Annotated in this window: 18 protein-coding genes and 2 tRNA genes; 3 read left to right on the top strand and 17 right to left on the bottom strand. The window is 71.5% G+C overall.

Going from position 1 to position 20,768, the window contains the following annotated elements; genetic code table 11:
- Positions 1-42 precede the first annotated feature (42 nt).
- A complete protein-coding gene (locus tag ACE3QY_RS12520) occupies positions 43-1,935 on the top strand; it encodes a M48 family metallopeptidase (protein WP_374456350.1) in 1,893 nt (630 codons plus the stop codon).
- Between the two features lie 16 nt (positions 1,936-1,951).
- On the opposite strand, the gene ACE3QY_RS12515 is transcribed toward ACE3QY_RS12520, so the two are convergent.
- A complete protein-coding gene (locus ACE3QY_RS12515) occupies positions 1,952-2,974 on the bottom strand; it encodes a hypothetical protein (protein ID WP_374456349.1) in 1,023 nt (340 codons plus the stop codon).
- A 9-nt stretch (positions 2,975-2,983) separates the two neighbouring features.
- Entirely contained in the window at positions 2,984-3,913 is a 930-nt protein-coding gene (locus tag ACE3QY_RS12510) for a GNAT family N-acetyltransferase (protein WP_374456348.1), read from the bottom strand.
- A 77-nt stretch (positions 3,914-3,990) separates the two neighbouring features.
- Here ACE3QY_RS12510 and valS point away from each other — a divergent pair, with 77 nt between their 5' ends.
- Positions 3,991-6,609, top strand: a complete 2,619-nt coding sequence (gene valS, locus ACE3QY_RS12505; protein WP_374456347.1) for a valine--tRNA ligase — start codon at positions 3,991-3,993, stop codon at positions 6,607-6,609.
- 256 nt (positions 6,610-6,865) lie between these two features.
- Here the strand turns inward: valS and ACE3QY_RS12500 are convergent, their stop codons facing one another.
- The 5 genes from ACE3QY_RS12500 to ACE3QY_RS12480 all read right to left on the bottom strand — a co-directional run bounded on the left by ACE3QY_RS12500 (position 6,866) and on the right by ACE3QY_RS12480 (position 11,016).
- Positions 6,866-7,708, bottom strand: coding sequence for a hypothetical protein (locus ACE3QY_RS12500; protein ID WP_374456346.1), 843 nt, complete (start codon positions 7,706-7,708; stop codon positions 6,866-6,868).
- Positions 7,709-7,839: 131 nt separating this feature from the next.
- Positions 7,840-9,120, bottom strand: coding sequence for an ATP-dependent Clp protease ATP-binding subunit ClpX (clpX, locus tag ACE3QY_RS12495; RefSeq protein ID WP_311288661.1), 1,281 nt, complete (start codon positions 9,118-9,120; stop codon positions 7,840-7,842).
- Between the two features lie 134 nt (positions 9,121-9,254).
- Positions 9,255-9,863, bottom strand: a complete 609-nt coding sequence (locus ACE3QY_RS12490) for an ATP-dependent Clp protease proteolytic subunit (protein ID WP_310254171.1) — start codon at positions 9,861-9,863, stop codon at positions 9,255-9,257.
- A gap of 2 nt (positions 9,864-9,865) precedes the next feature.
- Positions 9,866-10,471, bottom strand: coding sequence for an ATP-dependent Clp protease proteolytic subunit (locus tag ACE3QY_RS12485; protein ID WP_374456421.1), 606 nt, complete (start codon positions 10,469-10,471; stop codon positions 9,866-9,868).
- Between the two features lie 116 nt (positions 10,472-10,587).
- Positions 10,588-11,016 (bottom strand): MarR family winged helix-turn-helix transcriptional regulator, encoded by a 429-nt coding sequence (locus ACE3QY_RS12480; protein ID WP_374456345.1) that lies wholly within the window; start codon positions 11,014-11,016, stop codon positions 10,588-10,590.
- Positions 11,017-11,038: 22 nt separating this feature from the next.
- On the opposite strand from ACE3QY_RS12480, the gene ACE3QY_RS12475 reads away from it, so the two are divergent.
- Positions 11,039-12,202 (top strand): phosphotransferase, encoded by a 1,164-nt coding sequence (locus tag ACE3QY_RS12475; RefSeq protein ID WP_374456344.1) that lies wholly within the window; start codon positions 11,039-11,041, stop codon positions 12,200-12,202.
- 64 nt (positions 12,203-12,266) lie between these two features.
- Here the strand turns inward: ACE3QY_RS12475 and tig are convergent, their stop codons facing one another.
- From tig to ACE3QY_RS12425, 10 genes are all read right to left on the bottom strand, one after another.
- Entirely contained in the window at positions 12,267-13,649 is a 1,383-nt protein-coding gene (tig, locus tag ACE3QY_RS12470) for a trigger factor (RefSeq protein WP_374456343.1), read from the bottom strand.
- A gap of 167 nt (positions 13,650-13,816) precedes the next feature.
- Positions 13,817-13,892 (bottom strand) — tRNA-Pro (locus tag ACE3QY_RS12465).
- Between the two features lie 51 nt (positions 13,893-13,943).
- Positions 13,944-14,014: transfer RNA gene (locus ACE3QY_RS12460), tRNA-Gly, on the bottom strand.
- Positions 14,015-14,109: 95 nt separating this feature from the next.
- Positions 14,110-15,195 carry a PP2C family protein-serine/threonine phosphatase gene (locus ACE3QY_RS12455; protein ID WP_374456342.1) on the bottom strand — a complete coding sequence of 362 codons (1,086 nt, stop codon included), beginning with the start codon at positions 15,193-15,195 and terminating at the stop codon, positions 14,110-14,112.
- Positions 15,192-16,088: an Fpg/Nei family DNA glycosylase gene (locus ACE3QY_RS12450; RefSeq protein ID WP_374456341.1), complete on the bottom strand. Its 897-nt coding sequence runs from the start codon at positions 16,086-16,088 to the stop codon at positions 15,192-15,194. Before ACE3QY_RS12450 ends, ACE3QY_RS12455 begins: the two co-directional genes overlap by 4 nt.
- A complete protein-coding gene (locus tag ACE3QY_RS12445; RefSeq protein ID WP_374456340.1) occupies positions 16,081-16,587 on the bottom strand; it encodes a ribose-5-phosphate isomerase in 507 nt (168 codons plus the stop codon). Before ACE3QY_RS12445 ends, ACE3QY_RS12450 begins: the two co-directional genes overlap by 8 nt.
- 33 nt (positions 16,588-16,620) lie before the next feature.
- A complete protein-coding gene (locus tag ACE3QY_RS12440) occupies positions 16,621-17,490 on the bottom strand; it encodes an alpha/beta hydrolase (protein WP_374456420.1) in 870 nt (289 codons plus the stop codon).
- A gap of 13 nt (positions 17,491-17,503) precedes the next feature.
- The gene (locus ACE3QY_RS12435) at positions 17,504-18,082 is read right to left on the bottom strand and encodes a hypothetical protein (RefSeq protein ID WP_374456339.1); all 579 of its coding nucleotides are present in this window, start codon (positions 18,080-18,082) and stop codon (positions 17,504-17,506) included.
- Positions 18,083-18,114: 32 nt separating this feature from the next.
- Positions 18,115-19,917, bottom strand: a complete 1,803-nt coding sequence (gene metG, locus ACE3QY_RS12430; protein WP_374456338.1) for a methionine--tRNA ligase — start codon at positions 19,915-19,917, stop codon at positions 18,115-18,117.
- A gap of 74 nt (positions 19,918-19,991) precedes the next feature.
- Positions 19,992-20,591, bottom strand: coding sequence for a DsbA family protein (locus ACE3QY_RS12425; protein ID WP_374456337.1), 600 nt, complete (start codon positions 20,589-20,591; stop codon positions 19,992-19,994).
- Between the last annotated feature and the right edge of the window lie 177 nt (positions 20,592-20,768).

Raw genomic sequence — 20,768 nt, 5'->3', positions numbered from 1 at the left:
GTCTAGTGTCACCGCATTCGAGGTTCTGGGGGAGGACCTGCCATGAGTCACACCGGTCGGGCCGCGCTCGCCGTCGCCCTGCTCGTCGGGTTCTACGTCTACGGCGTCGCCGTCCTGGTGGGCCTCGGCTGGCTGCTGGTCCTCGCGCTGCAGCACGGCCTGCCGGGCTTCCTGGCGGGCAAGGGCTTCCTCGTCCTCGCGATCGTCGCGGTGGCGGTCGCCCGCAGCCTGTTCGGGCTCCGCAGGCGCGACACCACGCCCCCGCCCGGACTGCTGCTCACGCCGCAGGAGCAGCCGCGCCTCTGGGCCGTCGTACGCCAGCTCGCGGACATGGTCGGCACCCGCCCGCCCGACGAGATCCGGCTGGTGCCCGACGTCAACGCCGCGGTCTCGGAGGAGTCGAGCTGGCTGGGGCTGCGTCCCGGGCGGCGGCGCATGTTCGTCGGCGCCCCCCTGGCCACCACGTTCAGCGAGGCCGAGCTGGCCTCCGTGCTGGCCCACGAGCTGGGCCACTACAGCGGACGCCACACGGCGCTGGGCGGGCTGGTCTACCGGAGCCGCGAGGCCATCGGGCGGACCCTCGAGCGACTCCAGGACCACCCCGTCGTGGCCACCTTCTTCCACCTCTACGCCCGGTTCTACGTCGCCGTCACTGCGGCGACCAGTCGCGCGCAGGAGATCGAGGCCGACCGGTTCTCCGTCCAGGTGTCCGGGACGTCGACCGCGACCCGCGCCCTGCTGGCGGTGGAGCCGCTGGCCGCGGCGTGGGCCTTCTTCCTCGAGACGTACGCCCTCGCCGGACGCGAGGACGGCCTGCGGCCGACGGACGTGTTCGGCGGCTTCGAGCTGTTCCTCAACGACCCCGAGCGGCAGCGCCAGCTCGCCGAGCTGAACCTCCGCGCCGAGCCCGAGCCCACCCGGTGGACCGACACGCACCCGTCCGTCGAGCACCGGGTGCGGGCGATGGAGGCGCTCGGCCTGCCCGACGCCGACGACTCCTCCCCTCCCTCCATCGAGCTGCTCGGCGACTACCTCGTCGTGCTGCGCGCGCTCGAGGACGAGATGTTCGCCGGCACCGGCCTGAGCGCCGCCGGGTGGGACGAGGTGGTCGGCTCCGGTGCCCGGCGCACGTGGGACGAGCTCTCCGGCCTGGTGACCTCCTCGGCCCGGGTCGGCGACGCCACCCCGCGCCTCGGAGGGGTCCTCGACGCGGTGGCCGACGGTCGCTACCGCGGCTACGTCGCCGCAGTGGTGGCCGATCCGGAGACCCACGGCGAAGCGGCCCAGCGCGAGCTGCTGGACGCCCTGTGCCGATCGGCGCTGGTGGCCGGTGGCGCGCGGGTGCGCGTGAACTGGGCAGGCCCCGCACACGTGGTGGGCACCCACGCCGGACGCCTCGACCCCGCGCCCCTCGTGAGCGCGTCGCTCGACGACCCGGCCGGTGTCGCCGCCCTGCGGGAGTGGCTGGTGGCCAACGGCGCGTCCCTCGACCACGAGCCCCCGGAGGTCCCGACCGACGTGGGACGGGGTGCGGCCGTCGCGGCCGGACCGCCCGAGCTGCTGGCGGTGATCGGTCGCGTGAGGTGCGCGGGCGCCTTCCGCTCCGGCGGCTTCTGCTGGCTCCTCACCCACGGCCTCGTGCTCCGCAGGATGCGGATCAAGGACAGCGCGGCGGGCATGGGCTCGTACTCGGCCATCCTGAGGAGGGCACGCCGCCGCACCGCGGACGAGGTGCTGGGTGACCGGAAGGCCGTGTTCGTGCCCTGGGACGACGTCCGCAGCGCACAGCTCTCCACGAAGTGGCGCTTCAAGCGCGTGCGCCTCGACCTCGTCGACGGCCGCAGCCTGACGCTGAAGTGGCTCTACGACACGATCGACGACCCGTCGTTCCTCCCGGCCCTGGCCTACTTCCTCGGCGACCGCTTCGAGGAGTGAGGCGCTGGTCGGGCGCTCAGCAGGAGACGACCTTGCGCCACGGCTTGACGACCTGCAGCGAGCGCCCGTCGAGCGGCTTGGCACGGAACTGGTCGAGCGCGTCCTCCCACCGGGGGTCGGCGGTGCCGGTGACGTACATCGCGGAGCCCTGGTCGGCGTAGACCAGGCCGTACGTCTTCATCGCCTTCACGATCGTGCGGGCCACGCCGGTGTAGCGGTTGGCAGGGAACGACCTCGGCAGCCGGAAGCGCAGGCCGTACGCCGGCAGGTCGCGCGCGGTGTTGCCGCTCGGGCCGCAGTGGCGGGCCGGCCACGTGTAGGCGCTGCGGGCGCTCGGCATGGTGAAGCGCAGCGCGTGGGTGATCCGGCCGGAGGCGGCCTCCTCGTAGGACAGCAGGCCGGGCGTGATCGGCAGGCCGGCGGCGTCGGCGGAGGTCCAGCGGGCGGGTCGCAGCTTGTTGGAGGAGAGGTCCCACCGGGCCGCCGCCGCCGCCCGCCAGGCGACCACCCTGCCGGAGGCGTCGCGCACCCGCTCGGCGGCGTACAGCTCGATCAGGTCGCACGTGCCGCTCCGCACCGCCAGCACGTGCCGGTCGCCCTCCCCCGGGTCGGGCTCGGCGCGGCTGCCGCCCTCGATCGCGGCGTCGGCCGGGACGAACACCGGGCCGCGGTCGCTCTCGTCGCCGTAGTCCTCCCCGTCCACCCCGAACTGCAGGGGCAGGAGCGGCTGGTCCTGGGGCACCACGTTGACCGGGATCCCGTAGTACTCCTCGGTCGTGCCGAGGTCGAGGTGGAGGTCGTGGCCGGCGAGCTGCCGGCCGACGATGGCGTCGGACCACTTCCACTCCGGGCGCCGGTCGACGCGCTGGTTCCACGGGTTGTCCGCCGGGAAGACCTGGCAGCCCCCGATCCGGTGGACGCGGGGTGCGGACCTCACGTCGTCCGCCGCACCCCGGTCGGGGACCGAGGCCGGAGCCGCGGTGACCGGGAGCACCAGGGCGAGCGGGAGGAGCGCGAGGGCCAGGGTCGTACGCCGCATCGGGCGAGCCTAGGCGTTGGTCGGGACCTTGACGAGGTGCTCGGCCATGTCGACCACGGGCTCGTAGCCCAGGCTCGCGTAGATCTTGTTCGACGTCGGGTTGGCCTGGTCGGTGAACAGGCACATCCGGGTGCCGGCCTCGAGGCCGCGCCGGGTCAGCTCCCCGACGACGTACGACGCGATGCCGCGGCCACGGAACGCCTTGGGCGTGTAGACCGGCCCGATCCGCCCGACGCCGTACGACGGCAGGCCGGAGCCGGTCAGGTGCGCGACCGTGCCGTCGGGGAGCTCCCACAGCCACTCGACGCCCTCGCGGATCCGGACCAGCACGCTGTCGAGGGTGTTGTGCTCGCCCGAGTGCGGGTCGGGCTCGCGGCCTGCCTGCTCGTCGGCCTCCTCGTGGAAGGCCGTGAACCACGCGAGCACCAGCTCCGCGTCGTCCTCGGTCGCCTGCCGCAGCCGGCCCTCGGGTGCCCGCGGCACGTCGACCGCGGTGGCCTCCCAGAGCCGCGTCGCCTTGTCCGAGACCATCACTCCCCCGGCCAGCTCGGCGGTGGCGCGGGCCAGCACCTCGGCGCCGGGCAGCGCGCCGTTGGCCCCGCCGAGGAGCTCGCCGCGCTCGTGCAGGGCGACCGCCAGCGCCCGCGCGGCCGCCTCGGGCATCGGCAGCGCGAAGGTCGGGTAGGGCTTGAACGTGGCGGTGCGCATCGCGGCGCTGACCACCTCGCCCGAGCCGTCCCGCACCGCGAGCCACCAGCGCGCGAACGGCGCGTCCGCCTCGACCCAGGAGTCACGCCCCTCGGCCAGCTCCCGCTCGATCCGCTGGGTCACGCTGGCGATCACGCTGCCGAGCACGGGCTCGGCGGCGAGCAGCCCACCCGCCGCCGCGAGGAACGGCTCGGGGGCGTCGAAGAACTCCAGCGTGAAGGCGGCTTCCATGGCCGCACGCTAGGGCCCGGCAGCCGTGGGTCGATACTCGTTTTCGCAGGCCGGAGGCCCGTCAATAGACTTCCGGCATGACTGAGAACCCCAGCACCCACGCCCCGGACACGACGAGCGCCGACCCGCGTGCCGTCGTCGTACCCGAGCGTCCGGCGCTGGAGGGCCTGGAGGACAAGTGGTCCCGGGCGTGGGCCGACAACGACACCTACGCCTTCGACCGCACCCAGCCGCGCGAGAACGTCTACTCCATCGACACCCCGCCGCCCACCGTGAGCGGTTCGCTGCACGTCGGCCACGTCTACTCCTACAGCCACACCGACCTGATCGCGCGCTACCAGCGCATGCAGGGCAAGGCGGTCTTCTACCCGATCGGCTGGGACGACAACGGCCTGCCGACCGAGCGCCGCGTGCAGAACTACTTCGGCGTCCGCTGCGACCCGACCCTGCCCTACGACCCCGACTTCACCCCGCCGGAGAAGCCGGACCCCAAGCGGCAGGTGTCGATCAGCCGACCGAACTTCATCGAGCTGTGCGAGCAGCTCGTCGTCGAGGACGAGAAGGCCTTCGAGGCGCTGTGGCGCCAGCTCGGCCTGTCGGTGCAGTGGAACCCCACCTACACCACGATCGGCGACCACTCCCGCACGGTCAGCCAGCGCGCGTTCCTGCGCAACTACGCCCGTGGCGAGGCCTACCTGTCCGAGGCGCCGACCCTGTGGGACGTCACCTTCCAGACCGCGGTCGCGCAGGCGGAGCTCGAGGCCCGCGACTACCCCGGTCACTACCACCGGGTCGCGTTCCACAAGCCCGACGGCAGCCCGATCCACATCGAGACCACCCGGCCCGAGCTGATCCCGAGCGTGGTCGCGCTGATCGCGCACCCCGACGACGAGCGCTACCAGGACGTCTTCGGCACGACCGTCACCTCGCCCGTCTTCGGCGTCGAGATCCCGGTCCTGGCCCACCCCGCCGCCGAGCCCGACAAGGGCGCCGGCATCGCGATGTGCTGCACCTTCGGCGACCTCACCGACGTGATGTGGTGGCGCGAGCTCGACCTCCCGATCCGCACCGTGGTCGGCCGCGACGGCCGCCTCCACCGCGAGACCCCGGAGTGGCTCGCGAGCGACGCGGCCTCGATGGCGTACGCCGAGATGGCGGGCAAGACGACGTTCAGCGCCCGCGAGGCGATGGTCGCCCTGCTGCGCGAGTCGGGCGACCTCGATGGCGAGCCCAAGGCCACCCAGCGCATGGCGAACTTCTACGAGAAGGGCGACAAGCCGCTCGAGATCGTCGCCACGCGCCAGTGGTACATCACCAACGGCGGCCGCGACGCCGCGCTGCGCAAGGAGATGCTGGTCCGCGGCGAGGAGATCACCTGGATCCCCGCCCACATGAAGCACCGCTACGACAACTGGGTGGGCGGCCTCAACGGCGACTGGCTCATCTCCCGCCAGCGGTTCTTCGGCATCCCGTTCCCCGTCTGGTACCCGCTCGACGTCGACGGCGAGCCCGACCACGACCACCCCCTGCTGCCCACCGAGGACCAGCTGCCGATCGACCCGTCGACGCAGGTCCCGGGCGGCTACACGGAGGACCAGCGGGGCAAGCCGGGCGGCTTCATCGGGGACCCCGACGTGATGGACACGTGGGCGACGTCCTCCCTCACCCCGCAGATCGCCGGCATGTGGGAGGAGGACGACGACCTGTTCCAGCGCGTCTTCCCCTACGACCTGGCCACCCAGGCGCACGACATCATCCGCACCTGGCTGTTCTCCCGCGTGGTCCGCGCCGATTTCGAGCACCAGGTCGTGCCGTGGTCGCACGCGATGATCTCCGGCTTCATCGTCGACCCCGACCGCAAGAAGATGTCGAAGTCGAAGGGCAACGTCGTCGTCCCGACCGACATCCTCGACACCTACGGCGCCGACGCCGTCCGCTGGCGCGCCGCCATCGGCCGTCCCGGGCTGGACTCGCCGTTCGACGAGTCGCAGATGAAGGTCGGCCGCCGGCTGGCGATGAAGGTGCTCAACGCCTCCAAGTTCGTCCTCGGCAACGTCGGCGCGACCACGTTGGTGCCCAGCGCCGTCAGCGCTCCGGTCGACTGCGCCCTGCTGGGCCGCCTGGAGATCGTGGTCCGCAAGGCCACCGAGGCGTTCGACGCCTACGACTACACGACCGCGCTCGAGGTCACCGAGAAGTTCTTCTGGGAGTTCTGCGACGACTACCTCGAGCTGGTCAAGGAGCGCGCGTACGACACCGAGGGCGGCGCCGCGACCGAGTCGGCCAAGGCGACGCTGGCCATCGCGCTGCACACCCAGCTGCGGCTGCTCGCGCCCTTCCTGCCGTACGCCACCGAGGAGGTGTGGTCGTGGTGGCAGGACGGGTCCATCCACCACGCGTCGTGGCCCACCGCCGCCGACCTCGGCTCCGCGGCGGCCGCCCAGCCGCTCGTGCTCGACGCCGTCGCCGCCGCGCTCACCGGGATCCGGGGCGCGAAGTCGCAGGCCAAGGCCAAGATGCGCGCCGCGCTCTCCCGGGTGGAGATCACCGGCCCGGAGGCTCTGGTCACCGCGGCTCGCGAGGCCCAGGACGACCTGAGGGCGGTCGGCACGATCGTCGGCGAGCTGGTGTTCACCACCGACGAGGCGGCGACCGAGCTGCGCGTCAGCGCCGAGCTGGCGCCGACCGACGCCTGACCGGAGCGACCCGACGAGCGACCGGGCCCTGGCCCGGCTGCGGACCCACGAAGCCGCAGCCGGGCACCCCCCTGCTCACATGAGGATCATCAGGACCAGGCACAGCAGGGCCACCAGCACCGCCGCGATGATCGGTCGCTTCTCCTCGGCCCGTAACGGGTCTTCGCCCCACATGCCAACGAGACGGGGATCACGCCGATCCATGACACGGTTCCGGCGTCGAGTTCCGTCGGGATCCCCAACGGGCTAGACCACCTCAGGGGTGGCGCGCCGCCTTCGCGGCGTCGCGCGCGGCCTGAGCGGCGTCGCGCGCGGCCTGTGCGGCCTGGTGCTCGGCCTCCCGCGCGGCCTGTGCGGCCTGGTGCTCGGCCTCCCGCGCGGCCTGCGCCGCCTGGCGCTCGGCCTCCCGGACTGCCTGCGCAGCTGCGCGCTCCGCCTCGCGCGCGGCCTGCGCCGCGGCGTGCTCGGCCTGGCGCTCGGCCTGACGGGCCGCCTTCGCTGCCTCGTGCTGGGCCTGACGGGCCGCCTGGGCGGCGTCCCGCTGGGCCTCACGGGCCGCCTTGGCCGCCTCGTGCTGGGCCTGACGGGCCGCCTTGGCGGCGTCCCGCTGGGCGTCACGGGCCGCCTTGGCTGCCTCGTGCTCGGCCCGGCGCTGCGCCTTCGCGGCGTCCCGGAGCGCCTGCTCGACCAGGCGCTCGGCCTCGGCCTGCTCGTCACCCTGAGCCGCAGTCTCGGCGGTGGTGCTCCCGGTGGGCTCAGGGGTCTCGGGGGTCTCGGTGCCCTCCGGGGTCGCCACCGACCGGCCGGACGTGCGCACGGGACGGGCGTGGGCCTTCGCGTGGGCAGCGCCACCGGTGGCCACGCCCAGGGGCTGGGTGCTCAGCTCGGTGGGGATGCTCACCGGGGCCGGGTCGGTGGTGGGCGCCGGGTGCCGACGGACGTGCGGAGCAGCGTCGGCCTGTCCGGCTGCCGCGATCGGCCGGCCGGGGTGGAAGATGTCCAGTCCCCATCCGCGTGCCACCGAGAGCGTCATCAGCACGGCGCAGAGCACGGCGACCAGCGCGAAGCCGGCCAGCGGCCGCTTCTGATCGATCCCCACGGGTTCCCCTTCCCACATGCTGACGAGACGCCAGTCTCGCCGGGCCATGACGCAGGGGCACGGTCGATAGTCCGGAATGGCCCGAAATGACTAGGCGGAACTAGTCACCCCGGGCCATGGGACGGTCGAGGTCAGGCCGACTTCTTCTTCTTCGCCTCGGACTCGCGCGGGATCAGCGTCGGGGCCACGTCGTCCTCGACCACCTCGCGGGTGACGATCACCTTGGCCACGTCGCCGCGGGAGGGGACGTCGTACATCACGTAGAGGAGGACCTCCTCGATGATCGCGCGGAGGCCGCGCGCACCGGTGCCCCGCTCGAGGGCCGCTTCGGCGATCGAGTCGATCGCGTCGTCGGTGAACTCGAGCTCGACGCCGTCGAGGTCGAAGAGCTTCTGGTACTGCTTGATGAGCGCGTTGCGCGGCTCGGTGAGGATCTGGACGAGCGCCTCGCGGTCGAGCTTGCTCACGCTCGCGATGAGCGGCAGGCGACCGATGAACTCGGGGATCAGGCCGAACTTGGTGAGGTCCTCGGGACGGACCTGCGCGAGCAGGTCGTCGGCCTCGCGCTCGGCGGCACCGCGCACCTCGGCGGTGAAGCCCAGCGACTTCTTGCCCACGCGCTGCTCGATGATCTGCTCGAGGCCCGCGAAGGCACCACCCACGATGAAGAGGATGTTGGTGGTGTCGATCTGGATGAACTCCTGGTGCGGGTGCTTGCGGCCGCCCTGCGGGGGCACCGACGCGGTCGTGCCCTCCAGCATCTTCAGCAGCGCCTGCTGGACGCCCTCGCCGGAGACGTCGCGGGTGATCGAGGGGTTCTCCGCCTTGCGGGCCACCTTGTCGATCTCGTCGATGTAGATGATGCCCGTCTCGGCCTTCTTGACGTCGTAGTCGGCGGCCTGGATGAGCTTGAGGAGGATGTTCTCGACGTCCTCGCCGACGTAGCCGGCCTCGGTCAGCGCCGTGGCGTCGGCGATCGCAAACGGGACGTTGAGCATCCGGGCCAGCGTCTGGGCGAGGTAGGTCTTGCCGCAGCCGGTCGGACCGATGACCAGGATGTTGGACTTGGCGACCTCGACGACGTCGTCCTTGGCCTTGCCGGAGACCGGCTGGAGGCCCGCCTGGACGCGCTTGTAGTGGTTGTAGACCGCGACGGCGAGGGACTTCTTGGCGTGCTCCTGGCCGATGACGTAGGAGTTGAGGAACTCGAAGATCTCACGAGGCTTGGGGAGCTCCTCGAGGCTCACCTCGGAGCCCTCGGCGAGCTCCTCCTCGATGATCTCGTTGCAGAGCTCGATGCACTCGTCGCAGATGTAGACGTTGGGTCCCGCGATGAGCTTCTTGACCTGCTTCTGGCTCTTTCCGCAGAAGTTGCACTTGAGCAGGTCGCCGCCGTCACCGATACGTGCCACGAGTCGTGTCCTCCAGTCTCGCCGGTCGGGGGTCCGGCTGGTCATCACCCTGCAACGGGCCCCACGACGGTACCCCGAGCCGGCCCCCTGCGGGGGCCGGACACGAGATGTCGCCGATCATTGTTGTGCTGGTGTCAGGCGAGCGCCGGGGCGCCCTTGCGGGACTCGATGACGGCGTCGATGAGGCCGTACTCGACGGCCTGCTCGGCGGTCAGGATCTTGTCGCGCTCGATGTCGCGGCTGACCTGGTCGATGTCCTTGCCGCTCGAGTCGGCGATCATCTTCTCCAGCAGCTCGCGCATCCGCAGGATCTCGTTGGCCTGGATCTCGATGTCGGAGGTCTGGCCGAACGTGCCCTCGGTGTAGGGCTGGTGGATCAGGATGCGGCTGTTGGGCAGCGCCATCCGCTTGCCCTTGGCGCCGGCGCCCAGCAGGATCGCCGCCGCCGAGGCCGCCTGGCCCAGGCACACGGTCTGCACGTCGGGCTTGATGAACTTCATCGTGTCGTAGATCGCGGTCAGCGCCGTGAACGAGCCACCGGGGCTGTTGATGTAGATGCTGATGTCGGTGTCGGGGTTCATCGTCTCCAGGCACATCAGCTGGGCGATGACCGCGTTGGCGACGTCGTCGCTGATCGGCGTGCCGAGGTAGATGATGCGCTCTTCGAAGAGCTTGGCGTAGGGGTCGATGCGGCGGAAGCCGTAGGAGGTCCGCTCTTCCCACTGGGGGATGTAGTAGTTCATGTTCAGTCCTGCTTCCGGGCCGGGCGACCCTCGTCGGCTGCCTCGCGGGCACTGGTGATCACCTGGTCGACCAGGCCGTACTCGACCGCCTGGTCGGCGGTGAACCACCGGTCACGGTCGGCGTCGGCCACGACCTGCTCGACGCTCTGGCCGGTGTGCTCGGCGATCAGGTCGAGCAGCACCTTCTTGATGTGGAGGGACTGCTGGGCCTGGATCTTGATGTCGGAGGCCGAGCCGCCCATGCCCGAGGAGGGCTGGTGCATCATGATGCGCGCGTGGGGCAGGGCGTAGCGCTTGCCCTTGGTGCCGGCGCAGAGCAGGAACTGGCCCATCGAGGCCGCCAGGCCCATGCCGACGGTCGCCACGTCGTTGGGGATGTAGTTCATCGTGTCGTAGATCGCCATGCCGGCGTCCACCGAGCCACCGGGGCTGTTGATGTGGAGGAAGATGTCGGCCTCCGGGTCCTCGGCGGAGAGCAGCAGGAGCTGGGCGCAGATCGCGTTGGCGTTCTGGTCGCGCACCTCCGAGCCGAGGAAGACGATGCGCTCGCGGAGGAGGCGCTGGTAGATGTGGTCGTCGAGGCCATACATCCCACCGGCGCCGTTCATCTCAGGCGAGAGGGCTGGGCTGGAGTTCTGGTTCACGCTGGCGACACTAGCCGGAAGGACGGACACTTCCACGCGATGACCCACCCTGTTCGCCCACAGCGGATTCGCTGACGTCCTCAGCCGCGGGCCACCTGCTCCAGCACCTCGCGGAACACGCGGTAGCGCTCGGCGCCGACGGAGTCGGCCCACTCCCGCTCGCACGAGTCGAGGACGCCGCGCGCCCGGGCGAGCCCCTCGCGCCCGAGGTCGGTGATGGTCACCCGCTTGGCGCGGTGGTCCCGCGGGTCGGGGCCGACCTCGACCATGCCGGTCCCGGCGAGCTGGCGGACGAACTGCCCGCAGCCCTGCGTCGTCATGCCGGTGCGCTCGGCGAGCTCCGAGATCGTGAGGCCGCCGGCCGGGAGCCACTCCAGGACCCGCAGCTGCGAGGGACGCAGGGCGGGCGCCTCCTGCGCCAGCCGCCCGCGCACCCGGCCGAACACGAGGCCCATGAGGAGCGGGACGTGCGGCTCGAGACCTTCGGGAAGCCCGTTGACGTACGTCATGAAAGCAACTTACCTTGTTTTCATGAAAGCCGCTTTCGCTTCGACGGACGAGACCGGTCGCCGCGACGCCCTCGGCGCGGACGACGTCAGCGACGAGGCCCTGGCCGCGATGGTGGCGGACCTGTGGGGCGTCCCGTCCGCACGGCTGGTGGACTCGGCCGCCGAGGAGGTCGCCTACGACGTCCCCTCGATCCTCACCGGCGCACGCACCTGGGTGCGCGGGCACGCCGACGCCGGCGACGGTCCACGGCCGTTCACCTTCTTCGTCAAGCGCGTGCACCACTGGCGCCACTCCCCCGCCTTCGCCTTCGTCCCGCCCGAGGTGGCCGCGTGGGCGGCCGACTCCGTGCCGTGGCGTGCCGAGGTCCTGCTGTACGCCTCCGACCTGGGCGAGCGCCTGCCCGAGGGCCTGACCGTGCCCCGGGCACTGCGCGTGGACGACCGGCCCGACCAGACCGCGGTGCTCTGGCTCGAGGCCGTCGAGCACGACCCGACGCCGTGGGACGAGTCGACCTACCTCCGCGCCGCGCACCTGCTCGGGCGGCTCTCCGCCAGCGCCGACGTCGCCGGGCTCGCCGCGATCGACCCGCAGCCGTGGCACATCCGCTCCTTCGTCGTGGGGCGGCTGGGGCACACGACGCTGCCGGTGCTCGGGGACGAGGCGGTGTGGCAGCACCCGGCCGTGGCCGAGCACTTCGGCCCGCTGCGCTCGCGGCTGGCCGAGGTCGCCGGCCGGCTCGACGCGCTCGCCGACGAGTACGCCGCGCTGCCGCACCTGGCCGCGCACGGCGACGCCTGCCCCAACAACCTGATGCGGCACGTCGGCGATGACGGGTTCACGCTGATCGACTTCGGCTTCTGGCGCCCGCAGCCGGTGGCGTACGACCTCTCCCAGCTCCTGGTGGGCGAGATCCAGATGCGCCGCCTCGACGCCGACGGCCTGCCCGAGCGGGCCGCGGCCTGCCTCGAGGCGTACGCCGACGGGCTGGCGGCGGAGGGCGGCTCGGTCGACGCGGACGTGCTCCGGCGGTCGCACGCGGTGAGCCTGGCGCTGTTCAACGGCCTGCCGAGCATCCCGGCCGAGGCGCTGGCCGAGGAGGACCAGGAGGCGGCGGCCCACCACGTCGCCCAGCGCGCCGCGATGGCGGCGTACTCCTTCGACGTGCTGGCCGCCACGGAGGGCTGAGCGGCCGCACGCACGACCGGCGCCCACCCGAGGGGTGGACGCCGGTCGGAGGGTGTGCGCAGGCTCAGGCCTCGGCGGGCTCCTCGGTGCTCTCGGCAGCAGCCTCGTCGGCGGGCTCGCCGATGGTGCCGTCGGGACGCAGGTTCTTCAGCTCGACCACGTTGCCCGAGGCGTCCTTGACGGTCGCGGACTCCACGATCGTCGCGAGCGCCTTGCCGCGCAGGATCTCCTGCACGAGCTCGGGGATGTGGTTGTGCTCGAACATGTGGTTGGCGAACTCCTGCGGGTCCTGCCCGGACTGCTGGGCACGGCGCACGAGGTGCTCGGAGAGCTCGGCCTGGTCGATGCCGAACTCCTCCTTCTTCGCGATCTTGTCCAGGATGAACTGGGCGGCGACCGCGTCGCGGACCCGGCGCTCGAGGTCGGCCTCGAACTCCTCCTGGGTCTGGCCCTCGTCCTCGAGGTACTTCTCCATGGTGATGCCGGCGAAGCCGAGCTGCTGCTCGACGTTCTGGCGACGGGCGTTGAGCTCGTCGGTGACCATGATCTCGGGCAGCGGGATGGAGACCTTCTCCAGCAGGGCCTCCAGCACCGCGTCGCGGGCGGCGGCGGCCTGCTCGAGGCGCTTGCCGCGGCCGAGGCGCTCGCGCACGTCGGCGGTGAGCTCCTCGGCGGTGTCGAACTCGGAGGCGAGCTGGGCGAACTCGTCGTCGACCTCGGGGAGCTGCTGCTCCTGGACGGCGGTCACCTTGACGGTCACCTGGACCGGCTCGCCGACCAGGTCGCCACCGACGAGCTCGGAGTCGAAGGTGGTGTCCTCACCGGCGGAGAGGCCCACCAGGGCCTCGTCGAGGCCGTCGATCATGCCGCCGCGACCGACCTTGTAGGACATGCCGGTGACCTCGCCGCCCTCGACGGTCTCGCCGTCCTTGGCAGCCACGAGGTCGATGGTCACGAAGTCGCCGTCGGCGGCCGCGCGCTCGACGGGGACGAGGGTGCCGAAGCGCTCACGCAGCGCCTCGACCTGCTCCTCGACGTCGGCGTCGGTGATCTCGATGTCCTCCACGCTGGCCTCGAGGCCGTCGTAGGAGGGGAGCTCGAAGTCGGGCTTGACGTCGACCTCGGCGGTGAACTCGAGGGACTCGTTGTCCTCGAACTTCGTCACCTCGATCTCCGGCTGGGCCAGCGGCTCGAGGTCGTGCTCCTGGAGCGCGGCCATGTACTGCTGGGGGACGACGGCGTTGATCGCCTCGTCGAGGACCGGGCCGCGGCCGATCTGGCGGTCGATGACGGCGGGCGGGACCTTGCCGCGGCGGAAGCCGGGGACGTTGATCTGCTTCGCGATCTTCTGGTAGGCCGCGTCGAGGCTCGGCTTGAGCTCCTCGAAGGGCACCTCGACGGTCAGCTTGGCCCGGGTCGGGCTCAAGGTCTCGACGGCGCTCTTCACAAATGTCTCCTGATGCTGAAGGTCAGTGGGGGGACCACATGAGTGTGTTGCATGGGGTCGTACGGGATCGGCACGGCCGCACGCACGGGGGAAGCCGGCGGCCGCAAACCTCGTCAGTCTATCGACGGGTCGGGCACAGGCCGAATCACGCCCGCGCCGTGGCCGGCTGGTCGGGGCGACAGGACTCGAACCTGCGATCTCCTGCTCCCAAAGCAGGCGCGCTAGCCACTACGCTACGCCCCGCCCAACGGGCCGGCGGGCCGCCCCGGAGGGCGGTCGCGCAGGCCTGCTGGGAGCGGATGACGGGAATCGAACCCGCGTAGCCAGTTTGGAAGACTGGGGCTCTACCATTGAGCTACATCCGCGCGCGCCGGTCGACATCTCCATCGCCGGTGCGGGATTCATGGTGCCACACGCGTGAGCACGCGCCCCAACCGGCCGCTCCCGGTCCGGCCGGCGGTCAGCGGCGGTGGACCAGCAGCAGTGCGGCGTCGTCGTTGCGCGACCCGAGCGCCTCCACGAGCCGGGCGGCGCCGCCCTCGAACTCGCCGCGCAGCAGGTGCTCGAACTGGCCGAGCATCTTGTCGATGCCCAGGCCGATGTCGCGGTTGCGGGTCTCCACCATGCCGTCGGTGTAGAGCAGGAGCGCGTCGCCCGGACGCATCTCCCCCGACGTGGCGACGAAGTCGGCACCGTCGATCAGACCGAGCACCGGGCCCTCGGTCTCGACCACCTCCCACCGGCCGGAGCCGGCATGCCGCAGGGCTGCGGGCGGGTGGCCGGCCGTGCGCAGGTCGTAGTGGCCGGAGCGGAGGTCGAGCGAGAGGTGGATCGCCGTCGCGAACCCCTCGTCCCAGTCCTGGCGGAGCAGGAACGTGTTGGCCGCCGGCAGGAACTCCTGCGGCGGCAGCGCGCTCAGCAGGCCGCCGAGGGCGCCGGAGAGCAGCAGCGCCCGGGTGCCCGCGCCCTGGCCCTTGCCGGACACGTCGACGACCGCGACCTCGAGGCGGTCGCCCACCCGTGAGGCGACCACGAAGTCGCCCGCGAACGGCGTGCCACCGGCGGACCGCAGCTCGGCGGTGGCGTACCAGTCGGGGGGCAGGGCGGGGATGCCGCCCTGGCGCAGGATGCGGTCGCGGAGGTCCACGAACATCTGCTCGCCCTGGATGCCCGCGACGCCGAGGCGCGAGCGACGGAACGACGACAGCAGGACGAGGAAGCCGAGGCCGAACATGATCACCACGGCCACGGAGGTGCGGATCGTGATGTCCTGCGTCGGCACGGTCACCGCCAGCACCAGCAGCACGAAGACGACGAACCACGGCAGCTGGCGCGGACCCAGCACGAGGCTGGAGACGACCAGCGGCACGAGCAGCGTGACCAGCGGCACGAAGTCCTGCAGCCGCCAGATCGCCAGCCCGACGAGCACGGTCGAGACCACCAGGGCCGTGAGCATCCGCGAGCCGCGGGGCACCACCCGGCTGAGGGCGCCGCTGAGCCGCGAGCCGGGGCCGGTGTTCGTGCGGCGCTCGGCGGAAGAACTCATGGCCGAGCTCCTCGCGACGTCTCAGGGGTGTTGCTGGCAGATCGTACGGCCCGCGAGCGGAAGGTTGGCTGACATTTGGGGCACCAGAAGATGTTGCGTCCGACGAGCTCACCCGTGCGGACGGTCGAGCCGCACAGCAGGCACGGCATCGAGGTGCGCCGGTAGACGTAGACCTCGCCGCCGTGGTCGTCCTTGCGCGGCGGCCGGCCCATCGCCTCGGGGGTGTGCTCGGGGCGCACCGTGTCGATCCTTCCCGAGCGCACGCCCTCAGCCATCAGCTCGACCAGGTCGGCCCACATGGCCCGCCACTGGCCGACCCGGAGCGTGCTGCCCGGGCGGAGCGGGTGGATGCGGTGCCGGAAGAGGACCTCGGCGCGGTAGACGTTGCCGACGCCGGCGAGCACCTTCTGGTCCATCAGCAGGTCGCCGATGGGGCGGTGGCTGGCGCGGATCCGGCGCCAGGCGAGGTCGGGGTCGGCGTCGGCCCGCAACGGGTCGGGGCCGAGCCGCGCGAGCACCTCGTCGCGCCGGGCCGGGCCGATCAGGTCGCACAGGATGGCGCCGCGGAGGTCGGCGTACGACGTCGGCAGCCCGTCGTCGGGCGTGGTGACCAGGCGAAGCCGCACGGCGCCCACGGGCGCGGGCACCACCTCGACGCCCGTGTGCACGTCGAACTGCCCGATCAGGCCGAGGTGGACGTGGACGAACCGCTCGCCCTGGAGCTCGACGAACAGGTGCTTGCCCGCGGAGTCCGCACCGACGAGGCGCGAGCCGTCGAGCTGCTCGGCGTCGGCGGCGAAGCGGCCCTGCGGCGAGGACACGCGGACCGTGCGCCCGGCGAACGCAGCGGTCAGGTCGTCGGCGAGGCGACGGAGGGTGTGGCCCTCAGGCATCCGGGCCGCGCAGCGCCGACTCCGGAAGCGGCGGCAGCTCCTTGGTCTCGTCGTACGTGCTGACCTGGCCGATGCGGCGCACGTGACGCTCGTCCTCCGTGAAGGGGGTGGTCAGGAAGACCTCGACGAAGCGGGTCATCTCGTCGACGGAGTGCATGCGGCCGCCGACCGAGACGACGTTGGCGTCGTTGTGCTCGCGGGCGAGGACGGCGGTCTCCTCGGACCAGACCAGGGCGCACCGGATGCCCTCGACCTTGTTGGCCGAGATCTGTTCGCCGTTGCCGGAGCCGCCGATCACCACGCCGAGGCTGTCGAGGCCCTCGGCCCGGTCGGCGGCGACGCCCTCGGCCGCCCGGAGGCAGAAGCAGGGGTAGTCGTCGAGCGCGTCGTAGACGAACGGACCGTGGTCGACCGGCTCGTAGCCGTGGTCGACCAACCAGGTCATCAGGTGGTCCTTCAGCTCGAGGCCGGCGTGGTCGGAGCCCAGGTGAACGCGCATGGTGGAAGTCTTCCAGAGGGCGGGGACGCCGGTTCAGACCAGGTGCTGGTCGAGGTAGCCGGCCACCTGGCGCACGAGCGGCTCCGACGCGGTGAACTGTGCGTGGCGCCAGAACCCGTGGACCTGGCCGAGGCACCGGATGCCGACGGTCACGACACCGGCCTCCGCGAGCAGCCGGGCCAGCTCCTCACCCTCGTCGCGCAGCGGGTCGTGCTCGGCGGTCGCGACGAAGGTGGGCGGGAGGGTGTGCAGCCGGTCGGAGAGCAGGGGTGCGAGGTCGGGGTCGTCGTAGTCGGCCTCGCTGCGGGCGTACTGCTCCCAGTACCAGCTCGCCTCCGACGGGTCGAAGCCTGAGCCGGGCCCCTCGGACCACGACGGGAAGCTGGCGCGGGGGTCGAGGAAGGGGTAGATGAGCGCGACCACCCGGAAGAAGCCGGGGTTGCGCAGCGCCGCGACCAGCGCGAGGTTGGCTCCTGCGGAGTCGCCGTGGGCGGCGTACGGCCCCGGCGGGCCCTCGCGGCGCAGCCAGCCGACCACGGTGTCCAGGTCGTCCGGGGCCGCGGGGAACTTCGCCTCGGGCGGGCGCCGGTAGTCCACGCTCAGCACCGGACGGCGCAACCGGTTGGCGAAGCGCCGGACCACGGCGTCGTGCACGTCGACGTCGTTGAGCACGAACCCGCCGCCGTGGGCGTGGACCGCGAGCCCCTCCAGCGGGTCGGCCGGGGTGTAGAGGCGGCACGGCACACCGTCCGCGTCGACGTCCTCGACGGACGCGACGTGCTCGCGCGGCTGGCGGAGGTTGAACAGGCGGACCTCCTCCCGGTGCGCGGCGAGGTCGAAGCCGGGCGCGCCCAGGGCGGGGCCGTCGTCCGCGGCGACGGCCGCCCGGACCTCGGGGTACATCACGGAGCGGTCCTCAGCGGGACATCAGCGCGTCGAGGCCGACCGCGATGGCGGCGGCCACCCGGAAGTCGACGCGCTGGTCCGGCACGGCGACGCGGTAGCGGTCGCCGATCGACATCTTGCGCTCCACGGAGAACAACGGCTGGCCGCTCGCGTCGAGGAAGTCGAAGTGGATCGGCAGGAAGTCCACGTCGGTGAAGCGGCGCAGCAGGCCGACGACCTGGTTTCGCTCCTGGCCCGTGCCGGTGTAGCCGGGGCCCTCCACGTGGAAGGTCGAGCGGAGCAGCGAGGCGCCGAAGTCCTTCCTGAAGAAGCCGATCTGGGCACCGCCCTCGTCGGTGATGTCGTAGCCGGCGTTGAGGTCGAGCTTCTTGCGCGCCTTGAAGCCGAAGACCGGCCGCGACTTGCCCGCGTCGGAGTAGAAGGTGACCTGCTCCTTGAACGCCATCCGCTTCTGCTCGGCCAGCGCCATCAGCCGGGTCGGGTTGCCCGCCTCGTCGGACTCCGAGATCTCGTAGCGGTTGATCATCATGGTGAGCTTCTGGTTCACCACGAAGTGGGGCAGGTACATCTCGGCGGTTTCGGAGGACATGCGGAGAGCCTAGCCAGACCGGCTCAGGCCCCTCAGGCGCCGAACCCGGCGAGCTCCTCCTCGACCACCGAGGGGTCGAGCTTGGTGAAGATCGGCGTCGGCTTCTCCACCGGCGCACCCACGGTCACCGGGCGCGACTCCCACGCAGGCGTCGAGGAGTACTCCCCCGTGATGATGGAGTACGACGTGTGGCCGGCGCCGTTGTCGGGCTCGAGCTCGTCGACCTGCTCGATGCGGGGCATCGGCATGAGCTCGCCCTCGCCGCCGAGCGCGGCGTGCACCTGGTTGGCGGAGTGCGGGAGGAACGGCGAGAGCAGCGTGTTGCAGTCGCTCACGCACTGGGCCGCGACGTGCAGCACGGTCGCCAGGCGCTCGCGCTGGGACTCGTCCTTCATCTTGTAGGGCTCGGTGACGGTGAGGTACTTGTTCACCTCGCCGACGACCCGCATCGCCTCGGCGATCGCGGCGCGCAGCCGGTGCTTCTCGATGAGGCCGCCGACGGTCGTGAAGCCCTCGCGGACGGTGGCGAGCACCTGCTCGTCGACCTCCTCGAGCGCGGCCGCGGCGGGGATCTCGCCGAAGTTCTTCGCGATCATCGTCGCGGTGCGGTTGACCAGGTTGCCCCACCCGGCGACCAGCTCGGAGTTGTTGCGGGTGACGAAGTCGGCCCACGTGAACGCGGCGTCGGAGGTCTCGGGGCCGGCCGCGCAGATGTAGTAGCGCAGGGCGTCCGCGCCGTAGCGGGCGAGGAAGTCGCCGACGTAGATCACGTTGCCGCGGCTGGTGGAGAACTGCGAGTCACCGAAGGTCAGGAACTCGCTGGAGACCACCTCGGTCGGCAGGTTGAGCGTGCCGAAGGTGCCCGGCTCGCCGCCCTTGTCGCCCGCGCCGTTGTAGGCGAGCAGCTCAGCCGGCCAGATCTGGGAGTGGAAGACGATGTTGTCCTTGCCCATGAAGTAGTAGGACTCCGCGTCGGCGTCGTTCCACCACTCGCGCCACTTGTCGGGCTCGCCGAGGCGGCGCGCCCACTCGATCGAGGCCGAGAGGTAGCCGATGACCGCGTCGAACCAGACGTAGAGCCGCTTGGTCGGCTGGTCCTCCCAGCCCGGCACCGGGATGCCCCAGTCGATGTCGCGGGTCATCGCGCGCGGCCGGATCTCCTTGAGGATGTTCTGGCTGAACTTGATCACGTTGGGGCGCCACAGGCCGGTGGCCTCGCGCTGGTCGAGCCACTCCCCCAGCGCCGCGGCGAGGGCGGGCAGGTCGAGGAACCAGTGCTGGGTGTCCTTGAACTCCGGCGTCTCACCGTTGATCTTCGAGCGCGGGTCGATCAGGTCGGTCGGGTCGAGCTGGTTGCCGCAGTTGTCGCACTGGTCACCGCGGGCCTCCTTGTAGCCGCAGATCGGGCAGGTGCCCTCGATGTAGCGGTCGGGCAGCGTGCGGCCGGTCGAGGGGCTGATCGCGGTCTTGGTGGTCTCCTCGACCATGTAGCCGTTGCGGCGGCAGGTCTCGAACATCTCCTGCACCACGGCGTAGTGGTTGCCGGTCGTGGTGCGGGTGAAGAGGTCGTACGACAGTCCCAGCCCGCAGAGGTCGTCGACGATCACCTGGTTGTACTTGTCGACCAGCTCCCGCGCGGGCATGCCCTCGTTGTCGGCGAGCACCAGGATCGGGGTGCCGTGCTCGTCGGTGCCGCTGACCATCAGGACGTCGTGGCCCGCCATCCGCATGAACCGGCTGAAGACGTCGGAGGGCACGCCGAAACCGGCGACGTGGCCGATGTGGCGCGGGCCGTTGGTGTACGGCCAGGCGACGGCGGACAGGACACGAGTCATGGGCGCAAGCCTAGTGACCGGACGCCACCCGGTTTCCCCGGGTGGCGTCCGTGATCACGCTGGTCGGGGCGGGGTCAGGAGAAGTCGAGGTCGCCGGTGCGGGAGCGCTTGAGCTCGTAGAAGTAGGGGAACTTCGCGACGGCGACGGCGCCGTCCCAGAGCTCGCCGGCCTCCTCGCCGCGCGGGATCTTCGACAGCACCGGACCGAAGAAGGCCGAGCCGTTGATGTGGATGGTCGGGGTGCCGACGTCGTCCCCGACCGCGTCCATGCCCTCGTGGTGGCTCTTCGCGACGGCGTCGTCGAGCGACGCGTCGTCCCAGGCCTCGATGAGGTCGGCGGGCAGGCCCACGTCGGCGAGCGAGGCGGCGACGGTCTCCTTCGACAGGTCCTCGCCGTTGTTGTGGCGGCGGGTGCCGATCGCGGTGTACCAGTCACCGAGCTTCGCGTTGTCGTAGTCCTGGGCGATCCTGATCGCCACCCGCACCGGCTTCTCGGTGCCCTGGAGCATCTCCCGGTACTCCGCCGGGATGTCCTTGTCCTTGTTGAGGTACGCCAGCGACATCACGTGCCACTGCACGTCGATGTCGCGGACCTGCTCGACCTCGCGGATCCAGCGCGAGGTGATCCAGGCGAACGGGCAGAGGGGGTCGAACCAGAGGTCAGCGGTAGCCATGTCGAGCACAATCCCGCATCGCACCGGACTATTCCGCACCGGGTTCTGCACCGGGCTCGGCACCGGGTTCGGCAGCGGGCGGACCGACCCTCCCGCCGGGCCACCCACTGCCTGTTCCTGGAACCGGACCAACCTGCCCACCCACGGCGGATTCGTCAACAGCAGTGTCACGACCAG

The organism is Nocardioides sp. (genome assembly GCF_041913365.1).
In the GTDB taxonomy this organism is placed as follows: Bacteria; Actinomycetota; Actinomycetes; order Propionibacteriales; family Nocardioidaceae; genus Nocardioides.
This window is presented reverse-complemented; position numbering and strand designations above follow the sequence as displayed.